General features: G+C 62.5%; 20 protein-coding genes. 5 read left to right on the top strand and 15 right to left on the bottom strand.

The features are described from left to right. Positions 1-144 precede the first annotated feature (144 nt). The 7 genes from ABID19_RS27540 to ABID19_RS27510 form a co-directional block, all read right to left on the bottom strand. Positions 145-1,287: a Gfo/Idh/MocA family protein gene (locus ABID19_RS27540; RefSeq protein ID WP_354494054.1), complete on the bottom strand. Its 1,143-nt coding sequence runs from the start codon at positions 1,285-1,287 to the stop codon at positions 145-147. A gap of 12 nt (positions 1,288-1,299) precedes the next feature. Then, complete coding sequence (locus tag ABID19_RS27535) at positions 1,300-2,046, bottom strand: sugar phosphate isomerase/epimerase family protein (protein ID WP_354494053.1); 747 nt, start codon at positions 2,044-2,046, stop codon at positions 1,300-1,302. A 68-nt stretch (positions 2,047-2,114) separates the two neighbouring features. After that, positions 2,115-3,224, bottom strand: coding sequence for an ABC transporter ATP-binding protein (locus tag ABID19_RS27530; protein ID WP_354494052.1), 1,110 nt, complete (start codon positions 3,222-3,224; stop codon positions 2,115-2,117). Between the two features lie 2 nt (positions 3,225-3,226). Continuing rightward, positions 3,227-4,153 carry a carbohydrate ABC transporter permease gene (locus ABID19_RS27525; RefSeq protein WP_354494051.1) on the bottom strand — a complete coding sequence of 309 codons (927 nt, stop codon included), beginning with the start codon at positions 4,151-4,153 and terminating at the stop codon, positions 3,227-3,229. Next, entirely contained in the window at positions 4,146-5,039 is an 894-nt protein-coding gene (locus ABID19_RS27520) for a carbohydrate ABC transporter permease (protein ID WP_354494050.1), read from the bottom strand. Before ABID19_RS27520 ends, ABID19_RS27525 begins: the two co-directional genes overlap by 8 nt. A 107-nt stretch (positions 5,040-5,146) precedes the next feature. Then, the gene (locus tag ABID19_RS27515; RefSeq protein ID WP_354494049.1) at positions 5,147-6,385 is read right to left on the bottom strand and encodes an ABC transporter substrate-binding protein; all 1,239 of its coding nucleotides are present in this window, start codon (positions 6,383-6,385) and stop codon (positions 5,147-5,149) included. Positions 6,386-6,454: 69 nt separating this feature from the next. Then, positions 6,455-6,682, bottom strand: coding sequence for a hypothetical protein (locus ABID19_RS27510; protein ID WP_354494048.1), 228 nt, complete (start codon positions 6,680-6,682; stop codon positions 6,455-6,457). Positions 6,683-6,802: 120 nt separating this feature from the next. On the opposite strand from ABID19_RS27510, the gene ABID19_RS27505 reads away from it, so the two are divergent. Next, positions 6,803-7,852 (top strand): LacI family transcriptional regulator, encoded by a 1,050-nt coding sequence (locus ABID19_RS27505; RefSeq protein ID WP_354494047.1) that lies wholly within the window; start codon positions 6,803-6,805, stop codon positions 7,850-7,852. Between the two features lie 171 nt (positions 7,853-8,023). On the opposite strand, the gene ABID19_RS27500 is transcribed toward ABID19_RS27505, so the two are convergent. The 8 genes from ABID19_RS27500 to ABID19_RS27465 form a co-directional block, all read right to left on the bottom strand. Beyond that, positions 8,024-8,608, bottom strand: coding sequence for a GNAT family N-acetyltransferase (locus ABID19_RS27500; RefSeq protein ID WP_354494046.1), 585 nt, complete (start codon positions 8,606-8,608; stop codon positions 8,024-8,026). Positions 8,609-8,880: 272 nt separating this feature from the next. Then, entirely contained in the window at positions 8,881-9,123 is a 243-nt protein-coding gene (locus ABID19_RS27495) for a hypothetical protein (RefSeq protein ID WP_354494158.1), read from the bottom strand. A gap of 178 nt (positions 9,124-9,301) precedes the next feature. Then, the gene (gene gndA, locus ABID19_RS27490; protein ID WP_354494045.1) at positions 9,302-10,729 is read right to left on the bottom strand and encodes an NADP-dependent phosphogluconate dehydrogenase; all 1,428 of its coding nucleotides are present in this window, start codon (positions 10,727-10,729) and stop codon (positions 9,302-9,304) included. A 172-nt stretch (positions 10,730-10,901) separates the two neighbouring features. After that, a complete protein-coding gene (locus tag ABID19_RS27485) occupies positions 10,902-12,530 on the bottom strand; it encodes a copper resistance CopC/CopD family protein (protein WP_435528778.1) in 1,629 nt (542 codons plus the stop codon). A gap of 65 nt (positions 12,531-12,595) precedes the next feature. Beyond that, positions 12,596-13,114 carry a YcnI family copper-binding membrane protein gene (locus tag ABID19_RS27480; RefSeq protein ID WP_354494043.1) on the bottom strand — a complete coding sequence of 173 codons (519 nt, stop codon included), beginning with the start codon at positions 13,112-13,114 and terminating at the stop codon, positions 12,596-12,598. A gap of 61 nt (positions 13,115-13,175) precedes the next feature. Beyond that, positions 13,176-13,715, bottom strand: a complete 540-nt coding sequence (locus ABID19_RS27475; protein ID WP_354494042.1) for a copper chaperone PCu(A)C — start codon at positions 13,713-13,715, stop codon at positions 13,176-13,178. A 104-nt stretch (positions 13,716-13,819) separates the two neighbouring features. Next, a complete protein-coding gene (locus ABID19_RS27470; RefSeq protein ID WP_354494041.1) occupies positions 13,820-14,176 on the bottom strand; it encodes a DUF2946 family protein in 357 nt (118 codons plus the stop codon). Between the two features lie 118 nt (positions 14,177-14,294). After that, positions 14,295-15,194 (bottom strand): GntR family transcriptional regulator, encoded by a 900-nt coding sequence (locus tag ABID19_RS27465; RefSeq protein WP_354494040.1) that lies wholly within the window; start codon positions 15,192-15,194, stop codon positions 14,295-14,297. Between the two features lie 270 nt (positions 15,195-15,464). Between ABID19_RS27465 and ABID19_RS27460 the strand changes: the two genes are divergently transcribed. From ABID19_RS27460 to ABID19_RS27445, 4 genes are all read left to right on the top strand, one after another. Continuing rightward, complete coding sequence (locus ABID19_RS27460; protein ID WP_354494039.1) at positions 15,465-16,970, top strand: UxaA family hydrolase; 1,506 nt, start codon at positions 15,465-15,467, stop codon at positions 16,968-16,970. A gap of 436 nt (positions 16,971-17,406) precedes the next feature. Beyond that, entirely contained in the window at positions 17,407-18,402 is a 996-nt protein-coding gene (locus ABID19_RS27455) for an ABC transporter substrate-binding protein (protein ID WP_354494038.1), read from the top strand. Positions 18,403-18,492: 90 nt separating this feature from the next. Beyond that, a complete protein-coding gene (locus ABID19_RS27450; protein ID WP_354494037.1) occupies positions 18,493-20,046 on the top strand; it encodes a sugar ABC transporter ATP-binding protein in 1,554 nt (517 codons plus the stop codon). Next, complete coding sequence (locus ABID19_RS27445; protein ID WP_354494036.1) at positions 20,043-21,008, top strand: ABC transporter permease; 966 nt, start codon at positions 20,043-20,045, stop codon at positions 21,006-21,008. Before ABID19_RS27450 ends, ABID19_RS27445 begins: the two co-directional genes overlap by 4 nt. The last annotated feature ends 64 nt before the right edge of the window (positions 21,009-21,072 follow it).

The following is a 21,072-nucleotide window of genomic DNA, read 5'->3' as shown; positions in this document are numbered from 1 at the left end:
ATCCTCAAATTAAAAGCAAGCCCGGCAGTTCCCACCGCGAAAAGGGGGAGTCGGCTCTGCCTCTCACCCTTAGCCTCTCCCCGTTTCTATGGGGAGAGGGGTCGACGGTAAACTAGACGTGTCGCAATCACTGAAGCGCGCGTCTTATTTCTTCTTGGCCAACAGCTCTTTCGCCTCTTTGACGCCCAGTGCCGCAGGCCGTTCGCAGGTGGTCTGCATGGCGACGAACTTTCCGCTCGCGCCCGATCGCAGCATACCGGTCATCACATCGACGGCATGCAGCGCCAGTTCCATCGAGCACCGATGCGGCCGGCCTTCCGCAATCGCCAGCGCCATGTCGGCGAGACCGGCGGTGCGGTAGTTGGCCATCATGCCGTGCGAATGCATCTGGTTGGCCACGCCAAACGGATGCTTCCATTTCGGCAGCTTCTTGACCGGCTTGGCGGCGTCGGTGATGCGAACGTCGCCGCCGAAGAAATTCGGATCCGGCAAGAACACCGTGCCCAACTCGCCGTAGAGCTCCATCGGCGCATGGCCGTGGCTCCACACGTCCCAGCTCGTATTGAGCGTCACCACGGCGCCATTTTCGAACTCCATCACGCCGTGAATCGTCGTCGGCGTGGCGACCAGGATTTTTTCGCCCGCGCGAGGCTTGGACGAGATGGTGCGTTCTGTCGTCGGGATCGAAGCGAAGGCTGCCACCTGCTTCACCGGCCCGATCAGCTGGATTAAATTGGTGATGTAATAGGGTCCGATGTCGAGCACCGGCCCAGCGCCAGGCTGGAAGAAGAAGTCCGGATTGGGGTGCCAATGCTCCATCCCATGGCTCATCACGTGGCATGTGCCGCTGGTGATCTTGCCGAGCTTGCCGGTATCGATCAGGTTGCGGACAAGCTGGTGCGCGCCACCGAGGAAAGTGTCGGGCGCTGACCCGATGCGCAGTCCGTCTCTCTCCGCCAGCTTCTTCAGGTCGAGCCCCTCCTTGACCGACAGCACGAACGGCTTTTCAGAATAGACGTGCTTGCCGGCATCGAGGATTTGTTTCGACACTTCGTAGTGCACCGCCGGAACGGTGAGGTTGACGATGATGTCGATGTCGCCGGCCTTGAGCAGCCCTTCGACCGTCTCGGCCCGCAGCTTGAACTCCTTCGCCCGCGCCTTGGCCGCATCCATGTTGATATCTGCGCAGGCGCGCATCTCGATGCCGCGAAACAGCGGCGCAAACGAGAAATACGCCTGCGAGATGTTGCCGCAGCCGATGACGCCGACCCCGAGTTTTTTTGCCATGCTGATTTGCTCCTAATAGGTCTTGGCGGCTGCGATCGAGCGGCGCGCGAAGCGCTCGGCGTCGTTGGGATTGTCCTGTTCCATGACGTAGTATTTGGCGGCGCTTTTGGCGCGTAGTGCTTTGATCAGGCCGGTCCAGTCGATCGTGCCGTGACCGACATCCGACCAGCCGTCCTCGTCGAGGCCCTCGCCAGGCTTGGCGATGTCCTTGACATGAATGGCAGCGATGCGTTTGCCATATTTCTCGATCCAGGGCATCGGATCGTCGCCGCCGCGCACCACCCAGGCCACGTCCATCTCCCAGCCGATATCGGGCGCTGCCGCCAGGATATGCTCCTGCGGCACCGAGCCGTCGGCAAGCTTCTTGAACTCGAAATCATGATTGTGCCAGGCAAAGCCATAGCCGGCTTTGCCTGCCGTCTCGCCGATCTTGGCCAGGCGGGCGCCGAAATTGCGCCATCCTTCCGTGTCGGTCGGCCTGCTCTCGGCGACTAGATAGGGGCAGATCAGCAGTGTGATGCCGAGCGCGTCGGCGATTTTGCGCACACCGTCAAAATCCTTCTCGAGCGCATCGATCGAGAAATGGCCGGTCGGCATGGTGAGGCCGTTCTTGTCGAGTTCGGCACGAAATGCCTTGGGATCGTCATAGACGCCGCCGAACCCCTCGACTTGCGCATAGCCGAGCTCGCCCAGCATCTTCAGCACCCCGTCCCAAGGTTGGAAATTGCGGGCGCTGTAAAGTTGGAATGACCAATTCATCGTCTCTGTCCGTTCTCTGGGGGATGGATGTGCTTGAGGTGAAGTTCTTGGGAACGAGGTCTGGGGCGTTACAGGCGGTTACCAGTTGCGGCGTCGAACAGCGAAGCGCGCATCGGATCAAAACCGATGCTCACGGTGTCGGCGTTGGTTGGCGTCCGCTCGGATGTCACCCGCACCGTGAAATTCTGATTTGCGAGCTTCAGCCAGACCAGCGTGTCGGAACCCATGGGCTCGACGACCACGACATTTGACGTGGCTGTGAACGGCCATCCAGTGCCGCTGTTGAACGCGACATGCTCGGGCCGGATACCGAACACGGCAGCCCCCGGCACGGGCTCCTTTTCGAAAGCGTAGGTGGCAAGCGGGATCCGCACATCCTCGGCGGCGAAGTGCCAATTGCCGTTGTCCTTCTCCAGCCGGCCGTCGAGGAAATTCATCGCCGGCGAGCCGAGGAAGCCGGCGACGAAACGGTTGACCGGGCGATTGTAGATGGTCTGCGGTGCGTCGAGCTGCTGGATCACGCCGCCCTTCATCACCGCGATGCGGTCGGCCAGCGTCATCGCCTCGATCTGGTCGTGGGTGACATAGATCATGGTGTTCTGCAGCTTGCTGTGCAGCAGCTTGATTTCGACACGCAGTTCCGCACGCAGCTTGGCGTCGAGATTGGAAAGCGGCTCATCGAACAGGAAAACGTCGACGTCGCGCACCAGCGCCCGCCCGATGGCCACACGCTGGCGCTGGCCGCCCGACAGCGCCGACGGCTTGCGTTGCAGCAGCGGCTCGATCTGCAGGATTTCCGCGGCCCGCGCGATGCGCTTGGCGATCTCGTCCTTGGCGATGCCGGCGACGCGCAGTCCGAACGACAGGTTCTTCTCCACCGTCATCTGCGGGTAGAGCGCATAGGACTGGAACACCATGCCGATGCCGCGGTCCTTGGGCTCCTCCCAGGTGACGTTCTTGCCTTTGATGAAGATGCGGCCGTCCGAAACGTCGAGCAGGCCGGCGATGCAGTTGAGCAAGGTCGACTTGCCGCAGCCGGACGGACCGAGCAGCACGATGAACTCGCCCTCGGCGACATCGATGTTGAGCGTCTCCAGCACCGAAATCGCGCCGAAATTCAGCGACAGGTCCTGGATCGAGACACTGGGATTCTGGATGGGATTTTCGAGTCTTGTCATCATCATCCTTTCACCGCGCCGGCGGCGATGCCACGCACGAAGAGCTTGCCGGAAATGAAGTAGACGATGAGCGGTACCAGGCCGGTCAGGATGGTGGCAGCCATGTTGACGTTGTATTCCTTCACGCCTTGCACCGAGTTGACGATGTTGTTGAGCTGCACTGTCATCGGATAGGTGTCGGGACGGGTGTAGACGACGCCGAACAGGAAGTCGTTCCAGATGCCGGTCACCTGCAGGATGATGGCGACGACGAAGATCGGCAGCGACATCGGCAGCATGATACGCAAATAAATGCCCCAGAAGCCGGCGCCGTCGACGCGCGCCGCCCGGAACAACTCCTCCGGCATCGAAGAAAAATAGTTGCGGAACAACAGTGTCAGGATCGGCATGCCGAAGATGGAATGGACGATCACCAGGCCGCTCAGGCTGCCGTAGAGGCCGATTTCGCGCAGGATGATGACGATCGGATAGATCATCACCTGATAGGGAATGAAGGCGCCGACGATCAGGATGACGAAGAAAGTGTCGGCCCCCTTGAAGCGCCAGTTGGCAAGCGCATAGCCGTTCACCGAAGCGATCGCGATCGACAGGATAACCGAAGGAACGGTGATGCGCACCGAATTCCAGAAACCGCGCGACAGCCCGTCGCAGTTGAGGCCGGTGCAGGCGCTGGACCAGGCCTTCACCCAAGGCTCAAAGGTGATCTCGAGCGGCGGCGAGAAGATGTTGCCGAGACGTATCTCCGGCATCCCCTTGAGCGACGTCACCACCATCACATAGAGCGGCAGCACATAGTACAGCGCCACGACGATGAGCGTGCCATACAGGAAGATGTTGCGGCGCGAGAACACATGCCGCGGCTTCGGCCCTCGCGGCCCAAACCCGATAGAGCCCGTACCGGCGGGCAGGGAAACGGCAAGGTCAGACACGCTTCTTGCCTCCGAATTCGAGATAGGCCCACGGCACGATGACGACCACCACCGACAGCAGCATCATCGTCGAGGCGGCGAAGCCCTGGCCCAGATTCTGGGCGAAGAACATATAGTCGTAGACATATTTGGCCGGCACTTCGGAGGCGATGCCGGGACCGCCGCTGGTCTGGGCGACGACGAGGTCATAAACCTTGACGATACCGGCAGCGATGATGACAAGCGCGGTGATGAAGACCGGCCGCATCATCGGGATGATGATGAAGAGATAGGTCTTCAAGGTGGGTATCCCATCCACCCGCGCGGCCTTCCAGATATCCTCGTCGATGCCGCGCAGGCCCGCCAGCATCAGGCACATGATGAGCCCGGTGCCTTGCCATAGCGCGGCGATCAATATGCCGTAGATGACGATGTCGGAGTTGTAGAGCGGATCGAAATTGAAGCTCTCCCAGCCGAGCCCGCGCACCACCCCCTGGATTCCGAACTCCGGATTGAGCAGCCACTGCCAGACAAGACCGGTGACGATGAAGGAGAGCGCGAAGGGGTAGAGGAAGATCGTGCGGAACGTATCCTCGAAGCGGATCTTCTGGTCGAGCAGCGCCGCCAGCACGAAGCCGATGACGAGAGAAAACACCAGCGACAGCACGCCGTAAATCAGGAGGTTCTCAATCGAGACCAGCCAGCGCTGCGTCGACCACAGCCGATAATACTGGTCGAGCCCGACGAAGTTCAGCCGCGGCAGGAGCTTCGAATTGGTGAAGGAATAGAGGACCGTCCACGCGCTGCCGCCGACGAAGATCACCAGTGCGGTGAGGACCATCGGAATAGAGGCAATCTTGGCGTTAAGATTGCGGAAGAGTTGGTTGGGGCGTTCGCTCTTGCTCATCTGCACAGCCGGGCTGGATCGGGTAAGGCCGAAGGGTCAAGGCCGAAGGGTCAGGGCCTTGAGCTCCCGGCCCCGCGGCGGGTCGGGAGCGAGCGGTTCGTCGATCGTCAGTCCGCTGAGGCGACGATGTCGGCGAAGCGCTTTTGCGCCTCTTCCACGGTCATGTCAGGCTTGGCGAAGAACTCGGAGAAAAGGTCCTCCTTCTGCTTTTGGGTGTCCTGCGTCAGCAGTTGGTCGGTCCAGGGCATGACGCTGCCCTTGGCCAGGATGGCGAGCCCTTTCTTCATGCAGTCGTTCGCCGCCTGGAGGTCGATATCGCCGCGCACCGGCAGCGAACCCTTCTTGAGGTTGAAGGCGACCTGCGTCTTGGGGTCGAGCAGCGTTTCGGCCAGCGCTTCCTGCGCCTTGGACTTTTCAGCGTCCTGCAGCAGCGGGAAGTAAAAGGCGTCACCGCCGGTGGCGATGACCTCGTTCAGGCCAAGGCCAGGAAGACACGTATAGTCCTTGCCGGCGGTCTGGCCGGCTACCTGGAATTCGCCCTGCGCCCAGTCGCCCATGATCTGGCCGCCGGCCTTGCCGGCAATGACGAGATTTGTGGCCTGGTTCCAGTCCTGCACATTGGTGTTCTTCGCCATCTTGCGGGCATCGTCGGCGGCCTTGAACACCTTGGCGACCTCGGGCCCGGCAGCGAATTCCGCGTCCTTGTCGCGATAGACCTTCAAGAAAGTATCCGTGCCGCCGACCGCCGTAAGCAGCACGTCGAAGGTCCCGGAGGATTGCCAGGGCTGCCCGCCGACCGCGAGCGGTATGATGCCTGCCTTTTCCAGTGCAGGGGCGGCTGCGACATACTCGTTCCAATCCTTCGGCACCGGCACACCGGCCTTTTCGAAGGCAGCGTTCGACAGCCACAGCCACTGCCAGGAGTGAATATTGACCGGCACGCAATAGATCTTGCCGTCGAGGGTACAGCCGTCGAGCAGGCTCTTGGGCTGTACGATTTCCGCCCACTTGTCCTTGGTGGCGAGATCGGTCAAGTCGCGCATCAGACCGGCCTGCACCAGTTCTTCCGCTTGCCGGCCGTGGTTGAACTGGGTCGCGCCCATCGGATCGCCGCCAGTGATGCGGCTGATCATGATCGGCCGCGCCGTGCCGCCGGAGCCGGCGATAGCGCCATCGATCCAATGATTGCCTGTCGCGTCGAACGCCTTGGCGAGTTCGGCGACCGCTGCCGCCTCGCCGCCCGAAGTCCACCAATGGGTGACTTCCAGATCCGTCGCTGCCGCCGGGCCGGCGATTGGCAGCACAGTTGTCACTGCCAACGCAGCGGTGATGAATTGGTATCGCATTTCGGCTCCTCCCAGAATCTGAAACGTTACAGATTTTCGATACGGCAATTGCGTTAGGGGTGCAACCCCTCAATAGGAGAGGTTGGCCATTTTTTCGAGCCGCGAATAAATCCGCTCCTGCAATTGCCGGCCGCTGCACCGCAGAAAGACAGGTTGCATTGCAAAAAGGATGCTGCAATGCCTGAAAATAGGCGAAAATTGCTTCGTGAGGCAGATCTTGCCGACGCCCAGCGACTTCGCCTCAACTGGAATGTCGCTCGTGCAGAGCACCTGCCCCAAACCGCTGGGCGATGGCAAGTGACAATCTGTAACGTTTCAGTGTATAGGATGCTCATCAGGCGGAGAGTCGCGGGCGAGCCACAGTCCGCCGATTGCCGGTCTGCACGGCAACTGCTATGCGCCTGACGGGCGGGATGAATGGACAGACATCAGACGGAGAAGGACGACGAGGCGTCGGGACAGGGCCGGCCGACGCTGAAGACGCTTGCCTTCATGACCGGGCTGGGCGTCACCACCGTGTCGCGGGCGCTGAAGGACGCGCCCGAAATCGGCGCCGAGACCAGGCGGCGCGTCCAGCTCGTCGCCAGGCAGATCGGCTACCGCCCCAACCGTGCCGGCGTGCGCCTGCGGACCGGCAAGACCAACGTCATCAGCCTCGTGCTCAACACCGAGCACGAGATCATGAGCTTTGTCTCTGACATCATCTACGGCGTCTCGGAAGTCATCGCCGACACGCCCTATCACCTGATCGTCACACCCTATTCACGCTCGCAGGATCCCCTCGACCCGATACGTTATCTCGTTGAGACCGGCTCCGCCGACGGCGTCATCATTTCGCGCACCCAGCCCAATGACCCCAGGGCCCGCTACATGCTGGAGCGGGGAATCCCGTTTGCCACGCACGGCCGCACCGATATGGGGCTGATCCACCCCTATCATGATTTCGACAACTACGCGTTCGCAACCGAAGCTGTGCGCCACCTGGCCGGCATCGGCCGCCGCAGGCTGGCCCTGCTGGCACCGCCAGTCGAGCTGACCTATCACCGCCATGCGCTGAATGGCTTCACCGATGCGCTGAGCGAGGTCGGCGCCAGCGAGATCCCGTTCAACACCGTTTCGATCGACCACTCGATTGAGCAGATCAGGATGAGGACCGCGCAGCTGATGCGCCGCGACGTCAGGCCGGATGGCTTCGTCAGCAGCGCCGCCGCCGCGACGCTCGCCATCGTTGCCGGCATCGAGGACGCCGGCCTCAAGCTCGGCCGGGACGTCGACGTGGTGTCCAAGCAGTCGTCGGACCTGCTGCATCTGTTTCGCAGGGAATTGCTGGTCGTCAACGAGGACTTCCGGCTGGCCGGCGCCGAGCTCGCCCGTTCCGTGCTGGGCTGGATCGGCGGCGCGGCACCTGGCTCACTGCAGAGCCTGAGCGTGCCGACCGAAGTTCTGGCCTATCGCCGTCCCGACTAGAGCTGGTGTGTTCAAATTGAACTGGGCTCCACATGGGGGCGGACAAGAAATTCGGAAACCGAGCTTCCGGAATTGATCTCGGATCTCGTGCGCGGCTTCGACGGCGTGCTCGACCGCTCCGTGGCCGCCCTGAACGTCCCACAGGGTCAAACTATCTGATCAAACTGACGCTCAACGAGGTCGCCGCAGCATCGGAATGAGCGTCGGCGACGAACCGACCTGGATCGCGCCGAGCGATTCGAAGCCATGCCGCTGGTAGAATGATATGTTGCGCGGGTTCGAGGATTCCAAATAGGCCGGCGCGTGATCGCGGTCGCACTGCGCGAGCGCGTACGCCATCAGGGCATCGCCGTGACCTTCGCCTTGATGCGCCGGGTCGACGCCGATCAGGGGCAGGTACCAATGCGGTTCGGTCGGGTGGTACGTGGCCATCTGCTCGAATATGGCCGCGGTTTCAGGGGCGAGAGAGGATTCAACCGTGCTCTCGAGCACGGCGCCAAGCTCTTCCTCGTCGGAATGCACGCCGGGCGGCAGCCACAGCGCCGTCCCGGCGTAGCCGTCGGTGCAAAAGGCGCTTCCGTTAGAGAATGCCTTGCGCCCGAACGCGCGGGCCATTCGCGGCATGGCTGCAAGGTACGGGTGTGCATGCGGCCAGGTCCATCGCGCCATAGGGTCCGCTGCAAACGCCAGCACGATTATCTCGACCGCTGAATCTTCATCGGCTGCGGCCATAACTCTCACCGTCGGCGATTTCATGCTGCCCTCCTGACGTAGGTGGTTCGACGAGGCGCCCGCGCCCGTTCTCAGCCACGCATCGTAACCCGGATGGAGTGGGAGCGATACCGGTTGCTGTCGGCTCAGCGGTTATCGAAAAACTGAAGCGTCCTCCTGGTCACTAGCGATGTCCGCTTCTGGAGGACGGCAGGGGCCAGCGGAATGACCGGGATTGTGCGCAGTCCCGAGGCCCGGATGGCGAACCGCCGGACCGGCCCGAGAAACGGCACGCTTGAGATCACCCGCGCGCGGCTCTACTGGTCCGAAAACCTCACGCTCACGCCGCGCTGCCGAAAATAGGCCTGCATCAACTTGCGCCCCGAGCGGTTGTTCTGCGCCAACTTGGTAGGATCGAACACCGCCTGTTTTAACCCTTCTCGTATCAGCGCCGCTTTAAGCGTCGCGATATGTGCGTCGATGTCGGCATTGTCCGCCCGCAGCGAGGCATAGATATTTTCAGTTGCCTGGGCCACGGTCGGTTCGCTCACAGATGTCATCCTTTGGTTGATTGAGCGGCGGCTTACCACAGATTCGCGGCTCCGCCGATACCGATGAGACCGTCAATCGTCTCTACCGGCATAGCAGGTTCCTGGCGCGACCCGACACCCAGTTGTTGGCTGGAGATGTCTGCTTTCTGGCAACCGCAAAATTGGGCTCTAGGTCCAAGTCGCGGCGCTAACCCGCCGCTCCGCTGCCCCATGGGCCATGGAATGCGCCCGGCCCGTCGATGCGTTCGAAGCCGTGCGCGCCGAAGAAATCGCGTTGTGCCTGGATCAGGTTCGAGGTGCCGCGGCCTTGGCGGTAGCTGTCGAAATAGGCAAGCGCCGACGACAGCGCCGGCACCGGCGAGCCAGCCTCCGACGCCCTTGCCACGATGCGCCTGAGCGACGGATGCGCCTCCTGCATCATCGTGATGAAGGCCGGCGCCATCAGGAGATTGGTCGTGCCGCCACTCGCGCCGAAGGCTTCCGCCATCGTGTCGAGCATTTGCGAGCGGATGATGCAGCCGGCGCGCCAGATTTTGGCGATGGTCGGCATCGGCAGGTTCCAGTTGAATTCCTTCGACGCGCCGCTCATCACCGCGAAGCCTTGCGCATAGGCAGCGATCTTGCCGGCGAACAGCGCCAGTTCCAGATCCCTCAGGAACGCGTCCTTGTCTCCGGAAATCTTGGTCACGCCGCCATTGCCGTAGGCCTTTTCGGCGGCCAGCCGCTCGTCCTTGATCGATGACAGCACACGCGCCGCCACCGCGGCCTCGATCGCGGTGGCCGGAATGCCGAGCTGCTGCGCCTCGATGACCGACCATTTACCCGTGCCTTTCTGGCCGGCGCGGTCGAGAATGATGTCGACCATCGGCTTGCCGGTCTTCGGATCGTCGGCGGCCAGCACCTTTGCGGTGATCTCGATCAGGTACGAGCTGAGCCTGCCCTTGTTCCAGTCGGCGAAGACTTGTGCGATCTCCTTCGGCCCCATGCCTAAGCCGTCACGCAAGATGCCGTAGATCTCGGCGATCATCTGCATGTCGGCGTATTCGATGCCGTTATGGATGGTCTTGACGAAATGCCCGGCGCCATCGGTGCCAAGCCATGCCGCGCAGGGCTCATCCGTGAACTTGGCCGAAATGGCGGTCAGCACCTTTTCGACGCGCTTCCAGGACTCTTCCGTGCCGCCGACCATGATCGACGGTCCATGGCGAGCCCCCTCCTCGCCGCCGGACACGCCCATGCCGATGAAGGTGAGGCCCGAATCGGCAAGCTCGGAGAAGCGCCGCATCGTGTCACGGAAATTGGCGTTGCCGGCATCGATGACGATGTCGTTGTCCGAGAGCACGCCGCGCAGCGCCGCGATCTGCTCGTCGACCGGCTTGCCGGCCAGCACCATGATGATGATCGGACGCGGCGGCCGGATGGCGGCGGCGAGTTCCTCCAGGCTGTAGCAGGGCACGACCATGTCCTTCAGCGCGCCGGCATTCTCGACAAAGGCGTCGGTGCGGGCGGCGGTGCGGTTGAAGACGGCTATGCGGTGCCCCTTCTCGGCGATGTTGAGCGCCAGGTTGGAACCCATCGTGCCAAGGCCGATCAGGCCGATTTCGGCTTTTTCCATCGTTTCTTCCCTGCTTTCGGATCTTTTGTTGAGGCGACGAGTTGTGGCGACGCCCATTTTTCTCGGGATGCCATTCTTGTCGAAATGCCAATCTTGCCGAAATGAATGACGGGCCTTCAAGCCTGCGTCAACCGCCTCGCCGAAATGTGTTGCGCAGACTGCCGGCTGGTCCTCACCGCCTGATATCGATCGGCGCCTCGATCTTCACGATCTCGAAATCCGAGACGAGAATATCGAGCCGCGCCGTCCACCGGCCGGGGACCGGGACGACGAGATCGACGACACGCCAGGTACCATCGTCGCGCTTTGTCGCCGCGCGTTTGATCGGCTCGATGCCGGTATCGGGTTTTGACAGCACCAACGTCACTTGCTTAGCGTCGAGCGGGCCGAAATCGCCGGTCATGATGACGATAGACGCGGCAACCGGCCCAACATGGCCGGGCGTGATGCTGAGGTCGGCCATCGCCTTCGGCGTGTGGATATGGACCGATGCCGGCTGCGCTGCTGCGATCGCCAGGGCGCGTGGCGGCGGCGTGAAGCGCCAGCCGGCGGCAACACCGAAAATCGCCAGAACGATCAGCATCTCAATGCCGATCGAGCGGACCAGCCTCCTCTGTACTTCCGTCTCCCCCGCTTCGGCCGGACCGGTCAGCTTCCAACGGTTGGTCGCGGCCAGCGTGAACAGGAAGAACAACAGCCCCAGCTTGATCAGCAGCAGCCGGCCATAGGCGGTGTCGAGCAAAGCTGCGGGCGCTTCCACCTGGATGATGGCCAGCACGATGCCGGTGGCCGCAAGCACGGCCACGACAGGCAGTATCCCCAGGGAAAACCGGCGCAGGAAAGGCGTGGCCTCGACCGGCTTCCGCCACATGGCCAGGCCAAGCGGCGCCAGCGCCCCGGCCCAGAAGGCAATGCCGGCACCGTGCAGGAACACCATCGGCCGTGTCAGCCATTGCGGTTCGGCGGCACTTGCGTGCCCGCTGGCGGCAAGGGCGGCACCGACACCGGCCAAGCCGGCAAGGGCAAACAGTCTTGCACTGCCGCGCGGCACGATCAGCGACAGCAGGCCAAGCCCGAGCGCCACCAGCGCGACCAGCACCGTCCGGCCGAAGCTTGTGCCGAGCCCGGCCTGCCAGACGCCGGGCTGCGTCAGCCGGACGAGCGGCGCACCGAGCGCGTCCAGTCCCTGCAAGCCGAGAGACACCGACGCCGCGACAAGGCCGCCCAGGATTGCGGCGATGACGAAGCGCTGGCCGGAACGCCCGCCCTTTGCCAGCCAGGCGATGGCAAAGGCGCCGCCGACGCCGAGAAAGAGGCCGACATAGAGAAAGACCTTGCCGATCCATATCGCCGACCTCAGGCCCCGGTCGGCAGCTTCGGAGACGGCCGGCGCAGCACTCGGCGCGCCGATGGAAAACAGCACCGAGCCGCCGACTGGATGACCATCGGCGGAAATCACCCGCCAGCTCAGCACATGCGTGCCGGATCCGAGCGTTTGCGGATTGTCGATCTCGACCGTCTGGTCATTAAGGCGGAACGCTGTCAGCGGGAGCGGCGTGCCATCGGGCCGCACCAGAGTGAGCACCAGTGGGGAAACCGGCTCGCTGAAAGTCAGCGAAAATTGCGTCGGGCTTTGTCCCAGCACCGTGCCGTCGACCGGATCGGTTGTGACCATTGCCGCATGGGCAAAGGCCTGATTTGGCACGGCAATGACGGCGAGCATGATCGCGGCCAGAAGGCCAATGGCAGGCCAACCGGCGCGCTTGCCGACCCTGTAGATCGCCCTCCGAAAAGATACCATGGTCATATATCGCTGTCACGAAAACGGCGGCGCGCTCTTTCGAACGGAGCGCGCCGCAAGAAGGATTATTTCTTCGGCAGCAGCTTGAGGCCAGGCGCGGGATATTCCAGCGCATCCCCATCCTGGCCGGCCGCCGGAATCTCGATCCAGCGTTCGGCGGCGCCGTCGCATTCCTGCACCACCGGGAAGTGGAGCGTTTGGCCGGCCGGCAGTTCCGCCGCCAGTGTGCCGCGGAAGACGAATTCGTCGTAGAATTCGTCGGGCAGGCTGCCGCCGCTCCAGTCGACTTCCCTAACGCCTGACGTCACCGTCTCGCCATAGAGCCGGTAGGACTTCTCGTATTTGCCCTTCTTGACCTGCAGCGTCCAGCCGGGCTTCGGCATCGGCTTTACCGAAATCACCCCTTCCGGAACTTGCACGCGCACGGCGGTCGTCGCCTTGCCCTCGCAGCCATGCGGCACGCGCAGGATCGCCTTGTAGGTCGAACCGACCGCCGCCTCCTGCGTTTCGAGCGTGACATGAGCGAAAGCCGCGCCAGTCCCGAGAGCGAAAAGCGCGCAGGCCGACAAAAGATACTTGTTCATGATGGTCCCTCTGACGTCCATGATGGTGCTTCTGATTTCGGATGTTAAGATTTTGGCCGGATCAATTGGCATGGTCGTCCATGCCGCCCATTTCGCCCATGCTCTCGACGGCGAACTCGACGGTGACGGTGCCAGCCTTTTCGAAGGTCAGCGCAGCGGAAAACGCCTCGCCCTGTTTGGGCTGACGCTTGAGGCCGATAAACATCAAATGATAGCCGCCGGGCGCCAGCGCGACCTTGCCGCCGGCCGGAATCTCGAGGCCACCGGTGACCGGCCGCATGGTCATGACGCCGTCCTTGACGCCCATTTCGTGCAATTCGGCCTTGTCCGATACATCGGAGGAGATCGACAGCAGCCGATCCGGCGAACTGCCGGTGTTGGTGATGGTGAAGTAACCGCCGGCCACTTTGGCGCCCGGCGGCGTGGCGCGCGACCAGGGATGCACGATCTCAAGGTCGCCAACCCTGAACTCATGTGCGAAAACGGCCTGGGCGCTGACGAACAGAAGGGCGAAGAGGAACATGGCGATGCCGAGTCGTTCCTCGAAGCTGCGCTGGAAAAGCCTGTTGCGGCCGAACCGCGCGCGGAAAGAGTGAGACATGATAGCTCCAAGAATTGCGAGATAGCGCCGGTGGCCCGTCGCGAACAATTTCAATTGTCGACGGACGCACCCGCGAAAGGTTCTGCGAGTCTAACCGAAAATGATCAGGCTGACGCCGGCGGCGCGCGCGGATTCGACGGCGAGCGGTCGCGGCTGAAGTCGAGGTGCCTGAACGCCGGCAGCACAAACGCGACGGTTTCGGCGGAAAAAATACCGGGCACTGCGGCGTTAGCGGGCGGCGGTGCGTAAGCCACCGAGGCCATGCTGCAGCCAAGCGCACAGCAGGCCGGCACGTGCTGCTGGTGCGGATCGCCGCCTGGAAGCTCGGCCGCGCCCTCTTGGGTGCAGATGACATTGCCGAAGGCGTCGAGTTGCGAAGCAGCTGGGCTTAAGCCGGAGGCGAATGCGCCAAGCACCGACTGGAGCACGAGCAAATAGGCCGCAGCGAAAGCGGCCGGCATGCTCCATCGTCTCCGCCGGATATTCAAAGACCTGCCTCATTGCGCAGCAACGGCAATACCTAGCACGCGGCGAGCGAGCGGAAAATCGCCAAATCACGGCTGCGGCAACGCGGCACGCTTAGGCTTGCGGCTGCTGGCCTTCCGGAATCGATGTCAGCAGCGTGTGCCGCGCCGACTTCAGATGCTTGCGGCAGGCGATGTCGACCTTGCCGAGATCGCGCGATTTGAGCGCGGCGATATAGGCCAAATGTTCCGCCACCGCCACTTCGTTGCGCTCGCGCTCCTGTGCCTTGTTCCACTGGTAGTGGTAGTGAAAGATCATGGCGATGACGTCGTAGAAATCGACGATGAAGCGATTGTGCGACGCGCGGTGGATCAGCCGGTGAAAGCGCTCGTCGAGCTCCGAGAATTCGTTGAAGCGCGTGGCGATTTCGCGCGCCAGCAAGCGATGCTCGTCTTCCAGGAGGTCGAGGTCGGCCCAAACCGCACTGTCTTGCGGCAGAGCGGCAAAGGCGGCGGCCGAGCGCAATTCGAACATCTCGCGGATCTCGGTCAATTCCAGCGCGAAAGCGCGGGTAAAACCTTTCAGCACCCAATGACTGTTGCGGCGTTTCTCGATCAGCCCGAAGCGGGAAAAGCGGATCAGGAACTCGCGCACGCTGGTGGTGCCAACGCCGATCTCGCGCGCCAGCTCGAGCTCGTTGATCTGCATTCCGGCCTCGGCGCCGCCCGCGAGAAGCCGCCGCATGAAGGAGCGCTCGATGATCTGCGACAGCGTGTCGGTCTCTTCCTCGGGAAAAAAATCGTCCGGCCGCGGGGCGCGCAATACCGTCTTGCTGCGTTTGTTCCAGGCGATCAGCCCCGTCTCTTCCATGCGCGCCAGGATGGTGCGGATGGTCGTGCGGCTGACGCCGAGCAGCGCGCCGAGTTCCGGCTCCGACGGCAGGCTTTTCGTTTCGTCAAGCAGCCTGAGACCGCGATTATAGGCGTCCTTGTAGACGTTATTGCTCTTCGACATCCCCTGCCCCGTTGCGCGCCGACGCTTGCAGCGGCTGGCTTGAAGCGCGATATGACAGATGCTCCTAACGCATGCCCTCGAAAAGCGGAATCGCTTTCCAAAAGGAATACGCAGTTCCGATGCCGGAGCGTCCTTGAAGACCCAAGACGCCCCGCGCATCCATGAAAAAACGATTGACGCAAAAATGTTTTTTCACGATAAAAGACATTATATGTTAAGTGGCGCGTGTCAATCCGCGCCCATCCCAGGACCATACCCAGGAAACCGCCCGTGAACGCCGCAAACAGCATTCTTCTGTCTCCCGCCGACAATGTCGCGGTCGCTAATGGCCGCATCGAGATCGGTACGCCATTGCCGGGCGGTGCCGTCGCCGCCGCGCTGATCGAGCCCGGCCACAAGGTGGCGATCAGGCCGATTGCGGCCGGGGAGGCCGTGGTGAAATACGCCCAGGCGATCGGCCGAGCCACTGAAGCCATCGCACCCGGCGAGCATGTTCATTCGCACAATCTGGTCTTTGAGTCTGGCCGGCTGCCGGTGGTGCCGCCAAGCGAGGCCGTGCACGCGACCGAAGCCGACCGTATCAGAACCTTCATGGGTTACCGTCGCGCCGACGGTCGTGCCGGCACGCGCAACTTCGTCGGCATTCTCGCCAGCGTCAATTGCTCGGCCACCGTTTGCCATGCCATCGCCGACGAGGCGAACCGCACGCTTCTGCCAAGATACCCCGGCATCGACGGCTTCGTTCCAATCGTCCACGGCCAGGGCTGCGGCATGAGCGCCACCGGCGACGGCATGATGGTGCTGCACCGCACGCTTGCCGGCTATGCCCGCCATCCGAATTTCGGCGGCGTGCTGATGGTCGGGCTCGGCTGCGAGGTCAACCAGCTCACCCTCTATGGCCAGAAGGGCGTCGCCGCCGGAAAACGCCATTTCAACATCCAGGAAGCCGGCGGCTCGCGCAAATCCGTCGAGAAGGCGATGGCCGTGCTGGCCGAGATCGCTGAGGAGATCGGCAAGCTTGAGCGTGAGCCGATCCCGGTCAGCGAAATCGTCGTCGGCCTGCAGTGCGGCGGCTCCGACGGCATGTCCGGCATAACAGCCAATCCGGCGCTGGGCGCCGCCGTTGACATCCTGGCCGGCGTCGGCGGCATCGGCATCCTCTCCGAAACGACGGAAATCTACGGCGCCGAGCATTTGCTCGCCTATCGCGCGGCGACCCCCGAGATCGCTGCCAAGCTCGACGGCTATGTCAAGTGGTGGGAAGACCATGTCGCCAAGCACGGCGCCTCCATCGACAACAATCCCTCGCCCGGCAACAAGCGCGGTGGTCTCACCACCATTCTTGAGAAGTCGCTCGGCGCGGTCGCCAAGGGCGGCCAGACGCCGCTCAACGGCGTTTTCGGTTACGCGGAAAAAGTCAGCGGACACGGCTTGGTGTTCATGGATACGCCCGGCTACGACCCGGTCTCTGCCACCGGCCAGGTTGCGGGCGGCGCCAACGTCATCGTCTTCACCACCGGCCGTGGCTCCTGCTTCGGCTGCCGGCCGACGCCGTCGATCAAGGTCGCCACCAACTCGACCATGTATCATCAGATGGAGGAGGACATGGACGTGAATTGCGGAGTCATCGCCTCGGGCGAAAAGACCATCGCCGGCATGGGCCGCGAGATCTTCGAACTGATCGTCGAGACGGCTTCCGGCCGCAAGACCAAGAGCGAGGCGTTCGGCTACGGCGACAACGAATTCGTCCCCTGGCACCTCGGCGCGACCCTTTAGCAAGTGTGAAACGGTTTTCCCGGGAAAACCGCGTGGCGCTCTCCCTGCGGAATTGCGCAAAAACAAAGATCCAGGGCGTCGCCGACCTAGCACCGCCGACAAGACGCCGACAGGCGGCGAGCGTGCGATCAATGACTGGCATGCCATCACAGTCTCACGATTTTTAGAAAGAATATACATTCCATATTGACTATAAAGTGGAATTAATATTCCGTACCGAGCGGGAAGCCCTGAAGCGTGGCGACGGGATCAGGAAGGAGACTTTCTTTCTCATCAAGCCATCCGGAGGCCGGTTCGAAACACAGCTTGCGTCGCGCCAATCGATGCATTATCAAAACACTGCAAATGTTTTTTATTGATAAAGTTCTATTTGGCCAGCGCCTATCCGAGTGGAGCTTTCCTTAACGTTCACCGGGCGACTTAGGGAGGAAACCTAATGAAATTCGTGACCAGCATTCTCAACCGCCGCGCATTCGTGGCGTTCGCCGCCGCCTCGATGCTTGCCGGCGTGATGCATTCGGCGCCGGCTTCGGCGGCGGACGTGACCATTCCGATCATCGTCAAGGACACGACCTCTTTCTACTGGCAGATCGTTCTGGCGGGCGCCCGCAAAGCCGGCAAGGACCTCGGTGTCAACGTACCGGAGCTCGGCGCCCAGGCCGAGACCGACGTCAACGGCCAGATCTCGATCCTTGAAAACGCCGTCGCCGGCAATCCGGCCGCGGTCGTCATCGCGCCGACCGAAGCCAAGGCGCTCGGCAAGCCGATCGACGAGGCTGCCACCAAGGTCAAAATCATCGGCATCGACTCCGGCGCCGACTCCAAGGCCTTCACCTCCTTCCTGACCACCGACAACATCCAGGGTGGACGCGTCGCCGCCGACGGCCTGGCGGCCGCGATCGGCGAGGCCAATGGCGGCAAAGTCGAGGGCGACGTCGCCCTGATCACCGCTCTTCCGGGTGCCGGTTCGCTCGAACAGCGCGCCCAGGGCTTCAAGGAGCAGCTTGCCGCTAAATATCCCGGCCTCAAGCTCGTCGCCGACAAATATGCCGACGGCCAGGCCACGACCGGCCTCAACATCGCGACCGACCTGATCACCGCCAATCCGAACCTCAAGGGCATCTTCGCCTCCAACCTGATCATGGCGCAGGGCGTCGGTCAGGCGATCGCCGAGAACAGCCTGGCCGGCAAGGTCGGGCTCGTCGGCTTCGACAGCGACGAGAAGCTGATCAAGTTCCTCAACGACGGCGTCATTTCGGCGCTCGTCGTGCAGGACCCGTACCGGATGGGCTATGACGGCATCAAGACGGCGCTCGCCGCCTCGAAAGGCGAGAAGGTCGAAGCCAATGTCGACACCGGCGCCAATCTGGTGACCAAGGCCAATATGAAGGATCCGAAGATCGACGCGCTGCTCAACCCGAAGCTCGACTGAGCATCGCCACAAGCGCACTGTTTCCGGGGCTTTTGCCCCGGAAACGACCTACACTCGCGTCAATCGTGAGGCCAATCTGGGAGGATTGTCATGACGTCCACGGCGCAGGAATTGCACCCGGCCCCAACGCTGGAGCCCGGCAGGACGATCCTCGAACTCAAGGGGCTGGAAAAGCGCTATCCCGGCACGCACGCGCTAAAGCCGGTGAACCTCGCCTTCAAGGCCGGAGAGATCCACGCCATTGTCGGTGAAAACGGCGCCGGCAAATCGACCCTGATCAAGCTTCTGACCGGCGTCATGCCGCGCACATCAGGCGACGTCATGTGGGAGGGCCAACCGGCGGCGTTGGCGACTCCGCATGAAGCCATGGCGCTCGGCATCAATGCCGTGCACCAGGAGGTCGTGCTGTGCCGCCACCTCACCGTTGCGGCCAACATGTTCCTCGGCGAGGAGGATTCCCGCTTCGGTATCCTGCAGCAGCGGGCCATGGTCAGGCAGGCGCAGAACATCATCGACGATCTCGGCTTCGACCTGCCGGCGCATGTAGTGCTCGGCGATCTCACTATAGGCCAGCAGCAACTGATCGCCGCCGCCCGCGCCACGGTGCGCGGCACCAAGTTCCTCATCTTCGATGAACCGACCGCCTACCTCACGCGCAAGGAGGCAGACCAGCTGTTCACGCTGATCCGCCGGCTGAAGGGCGAAGGCGTCACCATCATCTACATCAGCCACCGCATGGAAGAAGTGTTCGAGCTTGCCGACCGTGTCTCGGTGCTGCGCGATGGCACGCTTGTCGGTACCAGGAACATCGCCGAGACCAACGACGCCGAACTGGTCAAGATGATGATCAACCGCTCGATCGAGCAAGTCTACCACAAAGAGCATTTTACGCCGGGCGCGACGCTTCTCGAAGCCAGGAATCTCTCCGGCAAGGGCTTCGAAAATGTCTCGATGACGGTCCGTGCCGGCGAAATCGTCGGGCTCTACGGCCTTATCGGTGCCGGGCGCAGCGAGTTCGTCACCACGCTCTATGGCCGCCATCGCAAGTCGGCAGGCCAGGTCCTCTGGGAGGGCAAGGAGGTTCAGGTCAACTCCGAGCATGACGCTATCAGGCTCGGCATGGCGCTGGCGCCGGAAAGCCGCCGCGACCAGGGCCTCTGCCTCAATTTGCCGGTCGGCCTCAATCTCAATCTGCCGATCTACAAGCGCATCTCCAGCAATCTGCTGATCTCCAGCGCACAGGAGAAGACCGAGGCGGATCGCCAGATCGCCAATCTCAGGATCAAGACGCCGACGCGCAACGCGCTCGCCTCCAGCCTGTCCGGCGGCAACCAGCAGAAGATCGTCATCGGCAGATGGCTGGCGCACGGCGCCAAGCTGTTCATCTTCGACGAGCCGACAGTTGGCGTCGATGTCGGCACCAAGGCGGAGATCTACCGCCTATTCGGCGAACTGTTGTCCAAGGGCGCCGGCATCATCCTGATCTCGTCCTACCTGCCCGAGGTCTATGAACTCGCCGACACGCTCCATGTGTTCCGGCGCGGCAAGCTGGTGGCCACGCATGGGTTCCGCACCGCCGATCACGAGGAAATTCTCACACAGGCGCTCGCCGAGAAGCAAGAAAAACCGGGAGGACAGATATGAGCACGGAGGCTATTCCGGCCGAAAAACCGAAGCGCAACTACAACGCCCTGTTCGGGCTGACGCTGCTGGCCCTGCTGGTGCTGTTGTGGATTATCCTGTCGGTGGCGACGCCGAGTTTCGCCTCGGCCAACAATATCTCGAACCTGTTGCGGCAGGGTTCGATGATCGCCATCCTGGCGGTCGGCCAGACCTTCGTCATCATCACCGGAGGCATCGACCTTTCCGTCGGCGCCGTGGTCGGCTTCGCCACCGTCATCGTGGCGATGCTGATCAATGCCGGAGTACCGCTCTTCCTCGCCATCCTGATCACCTTGCTGGTCGGCGTCGCCATCGGCATGTTCCATGGCTTCGGCATCGTCAGGATGGGTCTGCCGCCCTTCATCATCACGCTGGCGACGCTGACCTCCTTGCGCGGCATCGGCCTGTTGATGACCAACGGCAACTCGATCTCGATCAACAACGACGCCTTCCAGTTGTTTTCGCGCAGCTCGTTTCTCGGCGTCCCCAATCTGTTCTGGATGGTGATCCTGGTCGGCATCCCGGCCTACATCTTCCTGCATCACAGCCGCTGGGGCCGATATCTGTTTTCGGTCGGCTCCAACGCCGAGGCCTCGCGTCTGTCCGGCGTCAATGTCCAGCGCACCATCTACATGGCCTATACGCTCTCAGGCCTCTGCGCGGCTTTCGTTGGCGTGCTGCTCGCGTCGCGCATCGGCATCGGCAATCCGACGCAGGCCGAGGGCTGGGAATTGCAGGCGATCGCCTCGTCGGTGATCGGCGGCACCTCGCTGTTCGGCGCCGTCGGCTCCGTGCACGGACCGCTGCTCGGCGCCTTCATCCTGGCCACCATCAACAACGGCGCCAATCTGCTCAACGTCAACGCCTTCTGGCAACGCATCATCACCGGGGCGCTGATCATCGTCATCGTCTATTTCGACGGCCTGCGCCGCCGCGGCAAGTAGGCCATATTAGCAACCGCCGGCCCGGCGCTAGCGGGGACGGCGGTTCCATGAACAGACTGGATTG

This window comes from Mesorhizobium robiniae (assembly GCF_040545535.1).
Classification (GTDB): domain Bacteria; phylum Pseudomonadota; class Alphaproteobacteria; order Rhizobiales; family Rhizobiaceae; genus Mesorhizobium; species Mesorhizobium robiniae.
The sequence above is the reverse complement of the archived record's forward strand: the minus strand, read 5'-3'. Positions and strand labels throughout refer to the sequence as shown.